This window comes from Pseudomonas sp. NUPR-001 (genome assembly GCF_052147955.1).
Taxonomy (GTDB): Bacteria; Pseudomonadota; Gammaproteobacteria; order Pseudomonadales; family Pseudomonadaceae; genus Aquipseudomonas.
On record NZ_CP197353.1, the window covers coordinates 4,096,814 to 4,112,316 of the forward strand.

General features: G+C 61.6%; 14 protein-coding genes and 1 pseudogene. 7 read left to right on the top strand and 8 right to left on the bottom strand.

What is annotated here, in order from left to right; all coding sequences use genetic code 11:
• From ACP6KB_RS18690 to ACP6KB_RS18700, 3 genes and pseudogenes are all read left to right on the top strand, one after another.
• Positions 1-1,815 (top strand): sigma-54-dependent Fis family transcriptional regulator, encoded by a 1,815-nt coding sequence (locus tag ACP6KB_RS18690; RefSeq protein WP_442108810.1) that lies wholly within the window; start codon positions 1-3, stop codon positions 1,813-1,815.
• Positions 1,816-1,965: 150 nt separating this feature from the next.
• Positions 1,966-2,985 (top strand): annotated as a pseudogene (locus ACP6KB_RS18695) (ornithine cyclodeaminase); the annotation flags it as partial.
• Positions 2,986-3,138: 153 nt separating this feature from the next.
• Entirely contained in the window at positions 3,139-3,633 is a 495-nt protein-coding gene (locus ACP6KB_RS18700) for an Lrp/AsnC family transcriptional regulator (RefSeq protein WP_442108811.1), read from the top strand.
• A gap of 13 nt (positions 3,634-3,646) precedes the next feature.
• Here ACP6KB_RS18700 and ACP6KB_RS18705 read toward each other — a convergent pair whose 3' ends face one another.
• From ACP6KB_RS18705 to ACP6KB_RS18740, 8 genes are all read right to left on the bottom strand, one after another.
• Entirely contained in the window at positions 3,647-4,699 is a 1,053-nt protein-coding gene (locus ACP6KB_RS18705; RefSeq protein ID WP_442108812.1) for an AI-2E family transporter, read from the bottom strand.
• Positions 4,700-4,710: 11 nt separating this feature from the next.
• Positions 4,711-5,508, bottom strand: a complete 798-nt coding sequence (locus ACP6KB_RS18710) for a DUF4892 domain-containing protein (protein WP_442108813.1) — start codon at positions 5,506-5,508, stop codon at positions 4,711-4,713.
• 115 nt (positions 5,509-5,623) lie between these two features.
• Positions 5,624-6,466, bottom strand: a complete 843-nt coding sequence (locus ACP6KB_RS18715; protein WP_442108814.1) for an alpha/beta hydrolase — start codon at positions 6,464-6,466, stop codon at positions 5,624-5,626.
• An 8-nt stretch (positions 6,467-6,474) separates the two neighbouring features.
• Entirely contained in the window at positions 6,475-7,269 is a 795-nt protein-coding gene (locus ACP6KB_RS18720; RefSeq protein WP_442108815.1) for an alpha/beta fold hydrolase, read from the bottom strand.
• A gap of 91 nt (positions 7,270-7,360) precedes the next feature.
• Positions 7,361-7,708 (bottom strand): hypothetical protein, encoded by a 348-nt coding sequence (locus ACP6KB_RS18725; protein ID WP_442108816.1) that lies wholly within the window; start codon positions 7,706-7,708, stop codon positions 7,361-7,363.
• Positions 7,709-7,829: 121 nt separating this feature from the next.
• The gene (sixA, locus tag ACP6KB_RS18730) at positions 7,830-8,282 is read right to left on the bottom strand and encodes a phosphohistidine phosphatase SixA (RefSeq protein WP_442108817.1); all 453 of its coding nucleotides are present in this window, start codon (positions 8,280-8,282) and stop codon (positions 7,830-7,832) included.
• On the bottom strand, positions 8,279-8,626 hold the full coding sequence (locus ACP6KB_RS18735) for a DUF4389 domain-containing protein (protein WP_442108818.1): 348 nt from the start codon (positions 8,624-8,626) through the stop codon (positions 8,279-8,281). Before ACP6KB_RS18735 ends, sixA begins: the two co-directional genes overlap by 4 nt.
• Positions 8,627-8,641: 15 nt before the next feature.
• Complete coding sequence (locus ACP6KB_RS18740; RefSeq protein ID WP_442108819.1) at positions 8,642-9,667, bottom strand: NAD(P)H-dependent glycerol-3-phosphate dehydrogenase; 1,026 nt, start codon at positions 9,665-9,667, stop codon at positions 8,642-8,644.
• Between the two features lie 204 nt (positions 9,668-9,871).
• On the opposite strand from ACP6KB_RS18740, the gene ACP6KB_RS18745 reads away from it, so the two are divergent.
• The 4 genes from ACP6KB_RS18745 to fabA all read left to right on the top strand — a co-directional run bounded on the left by ACP6KB_RS18745 (position 9,872) and on the right by fabA (position 15,493).
• Positions 9,872-11,950, top strand: coding sequence for a TonB-dependent receptor plug domain-containing protein (locus ACP6KB_RS18745; protein ID WP_442114338.1), 2,079 nt, complete (start codon positions 9,872-9,874; stop codon positions 11,948-11,950).
• The gene (locus tag ACP6KB_RS18750) at positions 11,950-12,843 is read left to right on the top strand and encodes an ABC transporter substrate-binding protein (RefSeq protein ID WP_442108820.1); all 894 of its coding nucleotides are present in this window, start codon (positions 11,950-11,952) and stop codon (positions 12,841-12,843) included. The genes ACP6KB_RS18745 and ACP6KB_RS18750 overlap by 1 nt, the downstream gene beginning before the upstream one ends.
• Positions 12,840-14,765 carry an ATP-binding protein gene (locus ACP6KB_RS18755; RefSeq protein WP_442108821.1) on the top strand — a complete coding sequence of 642 codons (1,926 nt, stop codon included), beginning with the start codon at positions 12,840-12,842 and terminating at the stop codon, positions 14,763-14,765. The genes ACP6KB_RS18750 and ACP6KB_RS18755 overlap by 4 nt, the downstream gene beginning before the upstream one ends.
• Before the next feature lie 212 nt (positions 14,766-14,977).
• On the top strand, positions 14,978-15,493 hold the full coding sequence (gene fabA, locus ACP6KB_RS18760; RefSeq protein WP_442108822.1) for a 3-hydroxyacyl-[acyl-carrier-protein] dehydratase FabA: 516 nt from the start codon (positions 14,978-14,980) through the stop codon (positions 15,491-15,493).
• Positions 15,494-15,503 lie beyond the last annotated feature (10 nt).

Genomic DNA, 15,503 nt, shown 5'->3' on the forward strand with positions numbered 1-15,503 from the left:
ATGGCCGTCTCCAGTGCGTCCCATGCCCAACTGATCCAGGCTTCATGGACGCGCTGTCGCGACTACGGCCTGGAGCCGCTGTCGGTGCCCGACTTCGCCGGGTTGTCCGGCGCCAGCCTCGAAGAACTGCTCGAACGCCAGCAGCGTCTGCTGTGCACCACCCGTGACGAGGTCATCCCGCAGTTCAATCACCTGCTGGGCAATAGCAGCTACCTGATCATGCTCAGCGATGCACAAGGCCACTTGCTGGAAACCTGGGGCACGCGACGTTTCATCGACCCACGCCAGCAACACGGCTTTGTCGCCGGGGCGCGCTGGCTCGAACAAGGAGTTGGCACCAACGCCATCGGCACCGCACTGGCCTGTGCCGAGGCGGTGCATGTCAGCCAGGATGAGCACTTCCTCAAGCACAACCGCTTCATGGCCAGCGCTGCGGCGCCGTTGTTCGACGCGCAACGGCAACTGATCGGCGTGCTGGATGTGTCCAGCGACAGCTACCTGCCCGCCTCGCAAACCCTGGGCATGGTGCGGATGATGAGCCAGAGCCTGGAGAACCGTCTGATCATCGCGCGTTACGCCGGGCAATACCGGCAACTGAGCTTCAACACCGGCTCGAACAACCTCGACAGCCAATGGGCCGGCCTGCTGCTGTTCGATGACCGCGGCCATATCGTTGCCGCCAATCGCCGAGCAGACAGCCTGCTGGGCCAGCCCGCACTGCAGTGCAATCTCGAACAGCTATTCCAGACGCCGCTGTCGGCGCTGATGGGGCACGCAGCCGGACAGCCCTTTGCCGTGCAGGTCACTGGCCGCAATCGCTTTCACTGCCTGATTCATGCAGCACTGGAAAGCCCCGTGACAGCGGTGAGCAAACGCCCCGCAGCCGACACTGACCCGCGTATCCGCAAAGCCCTGCACCAGGCCGGGCTGCTACTGGAAAAAGACATTCCGTTGTTGATCCAGGGTGAAACCGGGGTCGGTAAAGAGGTGTTCGTCAACGCCCTGCACGCCGCCAGCAGCCGCCGCAACCAAGCACTGATTGCAGTGAACTGCGCGGCCATACCGGCTGAACTGGTGGAGTCGGAACTGTTCGGCTATGAGAAAGGTGCGTTCACCGGCGCCCACCACAAGGGCAACCCGGGGCTGATCCGCAAAGCCGAGCACGGCATTCTGTTCCTCGATGAAATCGGCGACATGCCGCTGCCAACGCAAGCACGCCTGCTGCGTTTTCTGCAGACGCGCAGCATCCAGCCACTGGGCAGTGGCGAGCCGGTGCCCGTGGATATCCGCATCCTCTCCGCCACCCACCAAAACCTTTGTGAGTGCGTGCGCCAGGGGCGTTTTCGCCAGGACCTGTACTATCGCCTGGCCGGGCTTAGCCTGACGTTACCGCCGTTGCGCGAACGCAGCGACCGCCTGGCCCTGATCGAGCAGATCCATGCGCAGTACCGCGACCCACAAGCACCGACGGCCTTGAGCAACACGGTACTTCAGCACTTGCTGCAACACCCCTGGCCAGGCAACGTGCGCCAGCTGGCGAGCACCCTGCAAGTCGCCCTGGCCCTGGCAGGCCAGCAGCCGGTCGCCCTGGAACACCTGCCCGACAGTTTTTTCGCTGAATTGCCGACTGCAGGCAACATCGAACAAGCGCCAGCACCGGCGCCCGATGAGCACGACCTGAACCTGCGCCTGCAAGCGCTCAAAGGCAACGTCTCCGCCCTCGCCCGCGACCTGGGCATCAGCCGCACCACCCTCTACAAACGTTTGCAGGCGCAAAATCAGACCGATACCTGCGACACACCCGCACGCACCTGAGCACAGCCGATTCCGCTGCCAAACCACATATTTCAGCTGAAGCGGCTGAGCCCTCGCCGCGCTTCAGCCGAGATCGCCTGCACATTGGATCGACAATAAGCACACTGCCCCAGAATCCGTGCTGCGGTGCCCATAACAAAGGAGTTCATCATGACCCGCTATATCGATGTGACCGATCTCAGCCGCCTGGTTGCCCACAAAGGCCTGAGTACCTGCATCAGCGAAATGGCCGAGTACATTCGTGAGGACTACCTGCGCTGGCACGACTTCGAAAAATGCCCACGGCTGGCCAATCATTCACCCGATGGCGTGATCGAATTGATGCCGGTGTCCGACACCCACCTGTATGCCTTCAAGTACGTCAACGGCCACCCGAAAAACACCCAGCGCGGCATGCTCACGGTAATGGCCTTCGGCGCCCTGGGCGACGTTGATACCGGCGCACCGGTACTGCTCAGCGAAATGACCCTGACCACGGCGATTCGCACCGCCGCCACCTCAGCCCTGGCTGCACGCTACCTGGCCCGCCCGGACAGCCGCCGCATGGCACTGATCGGCAACGGCTCGCAAAGTGAATTCCAGGCACTGGCGTTCCATGCCCTGCTGGGCATCGAAGAAATCAGCCTGTACGACATCGACCCCAAGGCCAGCGCCAAACTGGTCGCCAACCTCAGTGCTTTCCCACAGTTGAAAGTGAACATTGCCGGCTCTGTAGCTGAAGCGGTACGTGGTGCCGATATCGTTACCACCGTCACCGCTGACAAAGCCTACGCCACCATTCTGACTCCCGACATGATCGAACCCGGTATGCACCTCAATGCCGTGGGCGGCGACTGCCCGGGCAAGACTGAACTGCACCGTGAGATCGTCGAGCGTGCGCGGGTGATCGTTGAATACGAACCGCAGAGCCGTGTTGAAGGCGAAATCCAGCAGATGCCCGCCGACTCACCAACCACCGAGTTCTGGCAAGTGGTCAGCGGCAAAGCCCCCGGCCGCGAGCATGCCGAACAGGTGACCTTGTTCGATTCGGTCGGTTTCGCCCTGGAAGACTATTCCGCACTGCGCTACGTGCTCGACACGGCTAAAGCCCTGAACATTGGCCATGACATCGCCTTGGTGCCGGAGCTGGCCAACCCTAAGGACCTGTTCGCCCTGCTCAAGCAACCGCCGGTAGGAGCGGGCTTGGCCGGCGATAGCGATCCTTCAGGCACATTGCCTCGCGGGGCAAGTCGGGTCGCCGCACCGCCGCTCCTACAGACGCTGACCAAGGAAGGTCGTACCATGTCCATGGTCAACCATTGATTGAAGTGAAGCCGAGCCTGTATGGATACCAAGGTCAACAACCCGCAGGGCGCAGCGCCGCTGGACCGGATCGACGAAGCCATCATCGAGGTGCTGCGCCATGACGGGCGGATCACCTTTGAAAAGCTCTCGACACTGGTACACCTTACCCCTCGCCCCTGTCTGGAGCGCGTGCGCAAGCTGGAGCGGCGCGGAGTGATTCGCGGCTACAGCGCGATCATCGATGAACAAAAGGTTTCACCCGGATTGTCACTGCTGGTGCTGGTGGCCCTCTCCAACCAGAGTGGGCGCGCCGCGCAAAAAGCCTTTGAAGCCTGCATACGCGACTGCCCGCAGGTGTTCGACTGCCAGTTGATCAGCGGCCATTTCGACTACAGCCTGCGTATGCGCTGTCGCGACATGGAGCACTACCGGGTGCTGACCGAAATCTGGATGAACAACGACGAGCTGCACATCGACAAGCTGGTGGCGCACCCGGAGCTGGCGGTGGTGAAGAACATCGCACCGCAGCACTGAGCAGCGCACAACCTCAAGGACGCGGCGGGCTGATCGGCTCGCTGCGCGACCAGTCCAGCAGCAGGCTATAGGCTACGGCCAACAGCGTCGGGCCGATAAACAGGCCAATGAAGCCGAAGGCCAGCAAGCCACCGAACACCCCCAACAGCACAATCACCAACGGCAAGTTGCCGCCACGGCTGATCAGGTAAGGCTTGAGCACGTTGTCGACGCCGCTGATGATGAAGGTGCCCCAGATCCCCAGGAACACCGCCATGCCGTACTCGCCTTGCCAGGCCAGCCAGGCAGTGGCCGGCACCCAGGCCAGCGGCGGGCCCATGGGGATCAGGCTGAGCATGAAGGTGACGATACTCAGCACCAGGGCGCCCGGCACGCCGGCAATCAGGAAGCCGATCAGCGCCAGGATCGCCTGCGCCGCCGCGGTACCGATCACGCCGTTGACCACCCGTTGCACCGTACCTGCAACCAGCCCCAGGTAATACTCGGCACGGTCACCGATCAGCCGATCCAGCAGGCGCAAGACGAACGCCGACAGACGTGGGCCGTCACGATAGAAAAAGAACACGAACACCAGGCTCAAGGTCAGTTCGAGCATGCCGCTGCCGATCTGTGCGCTGCGCGCCAGCAACCAGTTGCCGACCTGGCCCAGATAGGGTTTGAGCGTGGTCAGCAAGGCAGCACCTTGTTGATCGAGGGTGTTCCACATGCGCACCAGGCGCTCGCCCACCAGTGGAATGCCCTGCAGCCAGTCCGGTGCATCGGGTAGGCCGTCGACCTGCACATCACGGACAAATGCCGTGGCATCGCGGATGTGATCGGCCAGGTTGAACCCCAACCACACCAGCGGCAAGGCCACCAACAAGATCCATAACGTGGTCAACAAACCGGCCGCGAGGGTTTCGCGACCGCCCAGCAAGCGCGTCAACAAGCGCATCAACGGCCAGCTGGCATACGCCAGAATCGCCCCCCAGAGTAACGCCGACATGAACGGCGCCATCACCCAGAGGCCGGCGCCCAGCAGGCCGAGCAGGATGATCTGTACCAGCAGGCGGTCATTGTTAGGCATGCGGTACTCGCTCAACGAATCAGTTCGACGTGAAAGCCATCAGTCTTGGCGTCACCTACTTCAAGGCGAGCCACGCGTACCCCAGCCTTGCCCAGTTGCTCGCGCCAGGCTTCGGCCTGTGCGCCACTCAAGCTGACGCGCAGGGTACTGTCCAGATTCAGGCTGCGCCCCAACAAGGTGACCCAGGCCGGTAATGGTTCGCCCACCAGATCAGGGTAGTCCAGCTTGCCGGTATCACGCAGTTCGCGCAGCACGGTGGCCGGCGTGGGCAGCAGCTCACCCAGGGGCGCGTCGGCGACGAACTCCTCGACATGCAGGTAGGCCCGTTTATTGCCACGGGTAATGCTGTACAGCGCAATCAGGGTGTTGTTCTGCTCGGCAGAACGGCGCAACAGAATGAATGCCTGTTGATCATCGGAGCCCGACAGCAGGCGGTTCTTGAATACTTCATTGGCCCACAGGCTGTTTTCGCCGCAATCTCGCGCCTGGCACCAGAACAGCGGGTAGCCGCCGTCGTTCTGCAGGGCTTCGCGCGCCGTGGTGAAGGCTTCATTGGCCGCACGCTCAGGCGGTAGCTCATAGGTAACAGAGCTGACCTGGCCGCGGCTTTCGACTTTACCTTCCACCCGCAGCTGGTTGCTGATCTTGCGCAAGCTCCCCAGTGGGTAGATGCGCTCTTGCAACTGCGACGGGCGCTGATCGACCACTTTGGCGTCAACCGGCACCGGTAGCCCGTCGGCGAGCGATGGCAGGCTCACCAGCATGCCCAGCCCGGCGATCGCCGCCCGGACGCAATACGTAAGCTTCATAGGCACGCCACGCTATGCAGGCGACCGAAGAGGTTTGAGGGGGTAGTGATGTCTTGCTCGTTCATGGTTGTCTCCCTGTTCAACCCGCCAAGCCTCGACAGTTGACCGCCGCAAGTCAAGAAGTGCTAAAGAAGTGATTGAAACAGTCTGCAACAAGGGCCGCGCCCGCTTCGTCATTTACATGCAAATGGTGACCACCCGGCAACACCTCGTGACTGAAGGGTAGCTGCGAAAGCAATTCGTCGTGACGGGCAAGCATGCCGTCGGCAGCGACCACCAGTTTAGCCGGGCAAGCAATGCGCTGAACGAAGCTCAATGCCTGGGCCTGGCTCAAGCGCGTGGGTGACGGCAAGGTCAGGCGGCTGTCGCTGCGCCAGCTGTACCCCCCCGGTACCGCCATCAGCCCGCGCTGGGCCAGCAACTGCGCCGCGTCGCTGCTGACCGCCACAACCCCTTTCATCCGCGCCTTGATCGCTTGCTCCAGGCTGGGGTGTACGGCCTTGCGCTTTTTCCCCAGGTCCAACTGCGCCTGCAAGGCCATGCCCATACGCTCGGCGGCATCCTGTGGGCCGCTGGTGGGCGGAATCAAGCCGTCGATCAACGCCAGGCGGGTAATGCGCTCCGGCAGCGAACCGGCCAGCACCACGGAAATGATCGCCCCCAGTGAATGACCGATCAGGGCAAAGCGCTCCCACCCCATGTGCTCGGCAACCCGCAGCACATCATGGGCGTAATCCCACAAGGCATAGCCTGCCCCGGCGGGACGGTGATCGGAATGACCGTGGCCAGCCAAATCAAGGGCGAGGATGCGCAGGCCCGACAACCTCGGCGCCAGCCGGGCGAAGCTGTTAGCGTTGTCGAGCCAGCCGTGCAAGGCGATCACCGGCATGCCGTCGGCCGGGCCGCTCAGTTGCGCGGACAACTCGATATGCCCCAGGCTCAGACGAATCTCTTGCATGTCAGTACTCACTTGGTCACCTGCTGCCAACGGTCAAACAGGCCCTTGATCAGGCTTGCGGTATCGGTAGGCCGTTCCAGCGGGAACATGTGCCCGCCCGGCAAGCTGTGATATTCACCCTGCGGCATGCTGCGCACGGCCAGGGCGTGATGGCGCCGTACAATCCGGCTGGAGCTGCCCCTGACCATCGCCAGCGGCAAGTCCAACAGTCTGGGCGATGCAGGTCGGCTGTGCGGAATGTTGCGATAGATGCTGATTTCAGTGGCCGGATCGAAGCGCAGGCGCAAGCCTTCATCACTGTCTTGCAAGCCATGTTCCAGATACGCCTCCAGGCACTCTGGATCGAAATGGCGGAACAGCGATTTGCTGGAAAAATAGGCGCGGGCACTGTCACGGTCAGTGAACGCTTCGCGGCGTCCCAGGGTACGCCCCGCCGGGGTAATACGGTCGATGAAGCCTAGGCGTTTGGCGGCCTGCAACATCCATTGATCAACCCGGGTCAGCACCGGCGAATCGAGCATGACCACCCCGCGATAATATTCGGGGCAACGCAGCGCCGCATGCAGGTGCAATACGCCACCCAGCGAATGCCCCACACCCCACACCGGGCCAGGTTGCTGTTGCAAATGATGAATCAGCTCATCTACCAGTTGCTGCCAGTTGGCGTCGACAGGAAATCTTGGGTCATGGGCGTGCTGCGGCAGGTGAAACACCTGATAGTCCGGTGCAAGCGCGGCAAACAGCTTGCCGTAGGTACCCGAAGGGAAACCGTTGGCATGGGCGAAAAAAATCTGCTGCGACATGGCGCCTGTCCGTAGGAACGTGATGTGCCATTGTCGGCAAGCTACTCACAACCGGCAATGTTCGGAAAAGCCATCACCGAGGGCAATCAGGTCAATACTCGCCAAAACTGGCCATGGAACGGCGCAGGCACGCCTGGATGTACGCCAGTTGATGCTCCAGCGCTTCACGGGCGCGACGTTTGTCTTCTGGGTCCAGATCCAGCTGACGCAAGGCCAGGCAACTGCTCTGCAGCAGATGCGCCATGCGGATACTGGCCTGGCGCAGTTGGCCGAGTTCGTACTGGCCTTCGAATTTGCGCATCAGATAGTCGAACTTGGCGTCGGTGCTGTCACGCAGCAAATGGTACTCGGCGAAGTCCAGTACTTGATCGTTTTGCACTTTGTCCAGCGTCGGCTTCAGGTCTACCGAGCTCACCAATTGCGGGTACTTGTTGCTCATTGCTCGTTCCCTTGGGCCACCTTGCCCACAATTTTGGCGAACGCTAGCAAGCCGTCTATGCCGCGACAACTGGTAATTTTGTCAATGCGATCAGCGGCCCCGGCTGGACGGGGCCGCCTGTTCACGGATGGGAAAGGCTGCGCAGGGTCATCAGCCCGGCCAGCGGCCAGTCGCCTTCGAGCTCGGCCAGGCTTGCCGTGGACATCGGCGGACCTTGCCGAGTCCCTTGCTCGAGCATCCCCACCAGGGTACTCACCAGCGGCTGATGGCTGACCAGCAGCACCTGCTCCAGGCCCAGTGTGTCCAACTCGGCGATGACCGCCTGCGGGTCGCTGTCCGGGGTCAACCAGGGCACTGTCTGCACCGGCTCGGCAAAGCCCAGCGCTTGGTGAACCAGTCCGGCAGTCTGCTGGGCGCGAACATAGGGGCTGGCAAGGATCGCCTGCAGCGGCTCGCCAAGCAGTACTGCGGCGCTGCGTAGCACTTGCTCACGACCGTGCGCGGTCAAGCGGCGCTCGGCGTCGGTGTTGGCCCTTGGTTCGGCTTCGCCATGACGCAACACCCAGAGCTTCACAGCTTGGGCTCCTCGTCACGCACCGGATGCGGCGCCGGCGGTACGCTATGGGCCTGCTCGCCTTCTGGCGCGCGCGGCGCTGGCCAGTCGGCGAACGGCCAAGGCTTGGTGTCGCTGTGGAAGCTGCCGAAGCGGCCGATTTGCGCCAGGTACTGGCTGAGGCTATCGCCAAAGTTCATCAGGCTGGCACTGGGCGCACCGTAGATCAGGCGGTAGATCAGTTGCACCAGCACCAATCCGCCCAGCAACAATTCTGCTAACTGCCAGACCACCAGAAACACCAGCATCCACAACACCCGCAGGATGATCGACTCGCGCTGGGCCTGGTTCGGGGATTCGTTCATGTCTTGCTCCTGTACTCAGTTGAAACCGCTGGTGGAGATAAAATCGACATCGGTTTTCGGTTCGGCGCGCATCAGCAGTTCAATCACCTGATTCAACGTGCGCCCTTCAAACAGAATGGCGTGCAAGCCCGCTACCAGCGGCATGTAGACTTGCACCTCCTTCGCCTTGACCTTGAGCACCTTGAGCGTATTGACGCCCTCCGCCACCTCGCCCAGGCGGTTGACCGCCTCCTCCAGGCTCAAGCCCTGCCCCAGGGCGTGGCCGACCTGATAGTTGCGGCTCTTGGGCGAGGAACAGGTGACGATCAGGTCGCCGACCCCGGCCAGGCCAAGGAAGGTCATCGGGTTGGCACCCTGGCTGACGGCAAAGCGAGTCATCTCGGCCAGCGCCCGGGTGATCAGCATGCTTTTGGTGTTCTCGCCCATGCCCAGGGCCACGGCCATACCGGCAATGATGGCATAGACGTTTTTCAGCGCCCCGCCCAGCTCAACGCCAAAACGGTCACTGCTGGCATACACGCGGAAGGTGCGCCCATGCAGCACAGCCTGCACACGCTGGCACAGCGCTTCGTCTTCACTGGCTACCACGGTGGCGGTCAGCGCATGCTCGGCCACTTCACGCGCCAGGTTTGGCCCGGACAGCACGCCGATACGTGCCTGGGGCGCGATTTCTTCAAGGATTTGGCTCATCAACTTGAAGCTTTGCGCTTCGATGCCCTTGGTCAGGCTGACCAGCATCTTGCCACCCAGCAGTTGTGCATGCGGGGCCAGCACACTGCGCAACGCGCTCGACGGCAAGGCGACAAAGATCAGCTCGCAGTCGTTCAAGGTCGCCAGCAGGTCATTGACCGGATCAACGCCTGGGTGAATCTTCACCCCTTTCAGGTAACGCGGGTTTTCCCGGTTGTTGCGCATGGCTTCGGCCTGCTCGGGATCGCGCATCCATTGGCGAACGCCGATGCCGTTTTCCGCCAGCAAATTCGCTACAGCGGTGCCGAAACTCCCGCCTCCCAGAACTGCAACAGGCTGCTGTTCAGTCATATACGATCCGTTAAAACCAATTAAAGTGGCGACTCCCGCATTATACGGAGCGCCCGTGCCAGAGCCAGCGCCAGATGTGTGAATTGGCTTTGCTATTGATGGACCCGGCACTGAAAAATGCTGGCCACTCGGTTAACATGGCCGGTTTGAACCCGATACCAAGGCCGCACCGTGTCATTTGGCCCTCCTGCTACGCGCCCCGTTATTTTGCTGACCGCCTTGTTGGGCGGACCTTCGATGGCTGACGATCTGTTTGTCGACAACCAGACCCTGCCACAGGTGCTCACCGCCACCCGGCTGAAACAATCTCCAGCCGCCGTGCCTGGCAGCATGACGGTGCTCGACAACGCGCTGATTCGCGCCAGCGGCGCCCGCGATATTCCTGAACTGCTGCGCCTGGTGCCGGGCATGATGGTCGGCTACAGCGCCAGCAATCAGCCCACGGTCAACTACCACGGCAGCAACGTCAACGATGCCCGGCGCATGCAAGTGCTGATCGATGGGCGCTCGGTATACCGTGCAGGTTTGGCCACGGTGGACTGGAGCGACATCCCGCTGGCAATGGAGGATATCGAGCGTATCGAGGTGTTCCGCGGCCCCAACACCGTCAGCTATGGCGCCAACGCCTTGATGGCAGTGGTCAATATTCTCACGCGCAAGCCGGCAGACAGCCACGGCACGCGCCTGAAAGTCACCCGCGGCCAACGCGGCATCAACGACTGGTATGCCAGCCAGGGCAGCGGCTGGGACGGTGGCGACCTGCGCCTGTCGCTGTCCGGCATGCAGGATGACGGCTTCGATGAAACCCTCAACGGCCAGGACTACCGCGACAGCCGCCGCCTCAACCGCTTGAGCCTGAGCATCAGCCACGCCCTGGCCAGCAACCAGAGCCTCGATTGGCAGTTTGCCGCCAAAGAAGGCAGCAACCAGCGCCCCTACACGTATCAGCCGGTGTTCTACGGCGTTACTGCCAGTGGCGACAACTCCGATGTCAACGCCAAGGACTATGCAGGCTCGGTGCGCTGGAACATTGATTTCAATCCCGAGCACAGTCTTTATGTGCAAGGTTCTGCCCAACATTGGGACCGCCAGCAGGTATGGCGCGCTTGTGATGCGGCGATTTCGTTCAGCCCGGAGCTCACCCGCCTGTGGCAGCTCAACCCGAACTACGCTGAACAACTGGCGCGCAATATTCGCGCGCCAGTGCCTGCCGGCAGTGCTCAAGAACGCGCCCTGGGCCGCGTGGTACGACAGCAATGGGGCAATGGGGGCGCCACCCAGGTCTGCGGTGACATCGATCAGAGCACCCGCGAAACGCGCTACGACCTGGAACTGCAAGACACCCTGAGCCTGTCCGATAACCTGCGTCTGGTCAGTGGCGCCAACTACCGCTATGACCGCGCCGATTCGCAAACCTATTTCAATGGCAGCCTCGACGACAGCACCTGGCGCTTGTTCGGTCATCTGGAATGGCGCGCCGATGAACACTGGGTGATCCAGGGCGGGGCCATGTACGAAGATGCGCGGCTATCTGGCAGTTCGCTCACCCCACGCCTGGCCGTCAACTACCTGATCACCCCGCGTCACGGTTTGCGTGCCGTGTATTCCGAAGCGGTGCGTTCACCGGACATGTTCGAGAACAACGTCAACTGGAGCTATCGGGTCAACAACCTGACCCCTGGCGCGTTCGGCCAAAGCAGTGCCCAGTACTTCGTCAAGACCCGCGGCCCGGGCAACCTCGAACAGGAGCGCATGCGCTCGCGGGAACTGGGCTATAACGGTTACTTCGCGGATGCCGACCTCAACGTTGACCTGAAACTGTTCCATGACGAAATCACCGGCATGATCAGCGAGCCACTGCGCAACAACCAGTACATTGCCAGTAACAGTAACAAGGCCCGTTTCAGCGGCGCTGAGGCACAACTGGATTGGCAACTGAGCCCCGCTGATCGCTTTCGCCTGACCTACGCCCATGTCGATGCCTGGGCCAGTAATCCCGCTGACCGCCGCCTGAGTGCGCACAACAGTGGCTCGGCCGGCTGGCTGCGCGATTGGGGGCAAGGTTGGTCCAGCGCGCTGTTCTACTATGGTGACGACGAACTGAATGAATACCGCTTCGAACGCCTCGACCTGCGCGTAGCCAAGCGCCTGCAATGGCAGCGTACTGAGCTTGAGCTGGCGGGCGTGGTGCAGCAGCGCCTGGATGATGAGCCCACCACCCATGCAAACAACCGCTACGATAGCCGCCACGTGATGTACTTCAGTGCGGAGTTGGCGTTCTGATGCGCAGGTTACGGTGCTGGCTGCTACTGGCCTGCCTGTGGCCATCAGGCCTGCTATTGGCCAGTGAGATCCTGATTACCGGCAGTCAGGACAGCCCCGGTGTCGAGCAATTTGTCCAGGCCCTGCGTGAACGCCGGCCTGCCGACAACGTGCACTTCGTACCCGTGCATGAGCTGGCCCGCCCTTCCCGGCTGAGTCCGGCGACCCGCTTGATCCTGCTGGACAGTGCGGGCCTTGAGTGGCGCCTGAGCGAAGTGGCTGGGCCGCCAGCGCTGGCGTTGCGGGTCAGCCGGGTGCAAGCGCAGCAGCGCCTGGGCAAACTGCGCCCCCCCTACCTGAGCCTGTTGTGGAGCGATCCGCCCCTGGAGCGGCAGTTGCGCCTGACACGTTACCTGCTGCCCGAGGCCCGCCGTGTTGGTGTGCTGTACGCCGAGCACAGCCTGTTTCTGGTTGAAGAACTGCGCCGCGCTGCCAAGCCCATGGGCTTGGAGATCATCGCCCAGGCCTGGCCGGATCTACGCGACAGCCGTCCACTGCACGACCTGCTACAGCGCAGCGACGTGCTGCTGGGTATTGATGACCCGCATCTGTTCAACTCCAAGACCGCGAAAAATGTGCTGCTGAGCAGTTACGGCCGACAGATGGCCTTGATCGGCCCCAACGCCGGCTTCGTCCGCGCTGGCGCCCTCGCCAGCACCTTGAGTAACCAGGACGACTGGCTGGCGGTACTCGACCGCCTGCTCGATCAAGTGCCGGTCAAGTGGCCGCGCACGCTATACCCCGACCATTTCAGTGTCATCGGCAACCAGCAGGTTGCACGTGCCCTGGGCATCGAGACCATCGACCCCGAAAGCGCCGCGCTGGCGTTGGCCGAAGGAGAACGCAGACCATGAGGCGTCGCCTGAGCTGGGACATCCATACCCGCACACAAATCATCAGCCTGGGGCCAGCCTTGTTGCTGACGCTGCTGCTGATCAGCTTTTTTACCTTCGTGCGTATCCAGGATTTGCGCCAGGAACTCAACCATACCGGCCAACTGATCGCTAACCAGCTGGCGCCAGCGTCGGAGTACGGGGTTATCGCTGGCAACGACGAAGTGCTTGAAAGCCTGATGCGCGCCACCCTGAGCATCCCCCATGTGCGTTTCCTCGAGGTGCAGGACAGCAGCAACCATATCCTGGTGTATGTCGAGCAACCGGACGAGCACGACAACCGCGCACAACAAGTCGAAGTGTTCCAGGCCCCGATTCGCCTGCAACAAATCCGCCTGGACAACGATTTCCTGCACAACGGCAGGCAACCGCTGAAAAACGTCGGCGATGACTATCTGGGCCGGGTCATCGTTGGCATGTCCAACGATGCGTTCAGCGAACGCCAGCAGGAAATCGTCATCAAGGCCGGCATCCTGGCCTTGTTCGCCTTGCTGTTCACCTTTTTGCTGGCCCGCCGCCTGGCACGAAGCCTGGCCAAACCCATCAGTGACATGGGCGATGCGGTCAAGGCCATCCAGCAAGGTGACTTCAATGCCCCCTTGCCGGTGGTCGATGACAGTGAACTCGGCCATCTGGCCCGCCATATCAATAACCTGGCGTGCGCCCTGGCGCAGGCCAGTCGTGAACAACAGCAAGCCATGTCGCAATTGATCCAGGCCCGTGAGGAGGCCGAACAGGCGAACAAGGCCAAATCCGACTTCCTGGCGATGATGAGCCATGAACTGCGCACCCCGATGAATGGTGTACTGGGCATGCTGCAGTTACTGGAAACCACGACACTGAGCGAGGAACAGGCCGAATACACGGCCGTGGCCAGCGAATCGACCGGGCATTTGCTTAAGGTCATCAACGATATTCTCGACTTCTCGCGGATCGAGCGCACCAGCCTTGAGCTCGAACACATCGACTTCAACCTGGGCGAACTGATCGGCAGCAGCGTGCAATCCTTCCAGCATCTGGCGGCCCAGCGCGGTTTGAGCCTGACCCTGCAGCTACCGCCTGGCATCGGTCAGCTGCAGGTGATTGGCGACCCGACCCGGATCCGTCAGATTCTGCTCAACCTGGTCGGCAATGCGCTGAAGTTCACCGAACAGGGCAGCGTGCGCATCGAGCCGCGCTGGCAGGTGCTCGACCGCCAATTGATCTGGTTTGCCTGCGCCGTGCACGACACCGGTATTGGTATCGACAATGAGCGCCTGGAAACCATGTTCGTCGCCTTCCAGCAGGCCGACAGTTCGATTTCCCGGCGCTACGGCGGCACCGGCCTGGGCTTGTCGATCGCCCGCACCCTGGCTGAACGCATGGGCGGTACCCTGCGCGGCGAAAGCCGTGAAGGCCAGGGCTCGACCTTCACCCTGGAAATGCCTCTGGCGCTGTCGGTTCAGCAAGCACCTCGCTTGCCTAGCCAGAACAACGAGCGCGAAGACGAAGGCCAGGGCCGTCGGATTCTGCTGGTTGAAGACAATCCGGTTAACCAGACCGTGATCGAAGCCATGCTGCGCAGCCTTGGATTCGAGGTGCACATTGCCGTAGACGGTGCCCAGGCAGTGTCTCAGGCCTCGCGCCAGCGGTTCGCTGCGACACTGATGGACTGCCGGCTACCGATCATCGATGGTTACGAAGCCACCCGCCGCATTCGCCAACTGCCACAGGCTGCGGCCATGCCGATCATCGCCTTGACTGCCAATGCGCTGCAGGGCGATCGCGAGCGCTGCTTGAATGCAGGGATGAATGATTACCTGGCCAAGCCGTTCAAACGCACTGACTTACAGCAAATTCTGCAGCGTTGGCTGCCCGATCAGTCAGCTGCGACTGGCGATTAATCTGAAATTGCGGCAGTCTTATGAACTGGACAGGCTGGTCAAAAGGCCTGAAAATAAAATTTCAGTGCACAAGTGTACTTCTTTGACCGGTGCGCTGTGACTTTCACTACAACGCAATAGTCTATGTGTAGGCTACCGCCCCAAACACAAGCGTTTTGGGTCGGCCGGGAAGATTTGCCCCCCTGCCACACGGGGATTATTGAGGAGCTCGCATGACCAAACAAAACGCCTTTACTCGGGAAGACCTGCTGCGCTGCAGTCGCGGTGAGCTGTTCGGCCCAGGTAACGCGCAACTGCCCGCCCCGAACATGCTGATGGTGGATCGCATCACCCATATCAGCGACGAGGGTGGCAAGTACGGCAAAGGTGAATTGGTCGCCGAGCTGGATATCACCCCGGACCTGTGGTTCTTCGCCTGCCACTTCGAAGGTGATCCGGTGATGCCAGGCTGCCTGGGCCTTGACGCCATGTGGCAGCTGGTCGGCTTCTTCCTGGGCTGGCAAGGCTTGCCAGGTCGCGGTCGCGCCCTGGGCTCCGGCGAAGTCAAATTTTTTGGCCAGGTACTGCCTAGCGCCAAAAAAGTTACGTACAACATTCACATCAAGCGCGTCCTGAAGGGCAAGCTGAACATGGCCATCGCCGATGGCTCGGTCAGTGTCGACGGTCGCGAGATCTACACCGCCGAAGGCCTTCGGGTCGGCGTCTTTACCTCCACTGACAACTTCTAAGGGTTATCCG

Coding starts and splice junctions, on each gene's coding strand:
- ACP6KB_RS18690 (WP_442108810.1), top strand. CDS start 1: ATGGCCGTCTCCAGTGCGTCCCATGCCCAACTGATCCAGGCTTCATGG.
- ACP6KB_RS18700 (WP_442108811.1), top strand. CDS start 3,139: ATGGATACCAAGGTCAACAACCCGCAGGGCGCAGCGCCGCTGGACCGG.
- ACP6KB_RS18705 (WP_442108812.1), bottom strand. CDS start 4,699: ATGCCTAACAATGACCGCCTGCTGGTACAGATCATCCTGCTCGGCCTG.
- ACP6KB_RS18710 (WP_442108813.1), bottom strand. CDS start 5,508: ATGAAGCTTACGTATTGCGTCCGGGCGGCGATCGCCGGGCTGGGCATG.
- ACP6KB_RS18715 (WP_442108814.1), bottom strand. CDS start 6,466: ATGCAAGAGATTCGTCTGAGCCTGGGGCATATCGAGTTGTCCGCGCAA.
- ACP6KB_RS18720 (WP_442108815.1), bottom strand. CDS start 7,269: ATGTCGCAGCAGATTTTTTTCGCCCATGCCAACGGTTTCCCTTCGGGT.
- ACP6KB_RS18725 (WP_442108816.1), bottom strand. CDS start 7,708: ATGAGCAACAAGTACCCGCAATTGGTGAGCTCGGTAGACCTGAAGCCG.
- ACP6KB_RS18735 (WP_442108818.1), bottom strand. CDS start 8,626: ATGAACGAATCCCCGAACCAGGCCCAGCGCGAGTCGATCATCCTGCGG.
- ACP6KB_RS18740 (WP_442108819.1), bottom strand. CDS start 9,667: ATGACTGAACAGCAGCCTGTTGCAGTTCTGGGAGGCGGGAGTTTCGGC.
- ACP6KB_RS18750 (WP_442108820.1), top strand. CDS start 11,950: ATGCGCAGGTTACGGTGCTGGCTGCTACTGGCCTGCCTGTGGCCATCA.
- ACP6KB_RS18755 (WP_442108821.1), top strand. CDS start 12,840: ATGAGGCGTCGCCTGAGCTGGGACATCCATACCCGCACACAAATCATC.
- fabA (WP_442108822.1), top strand. CDS start 14,978: ATGACCAAACAAAACGCCTTTACTCGGGAAGACCTGCTGCGCTGCAGT.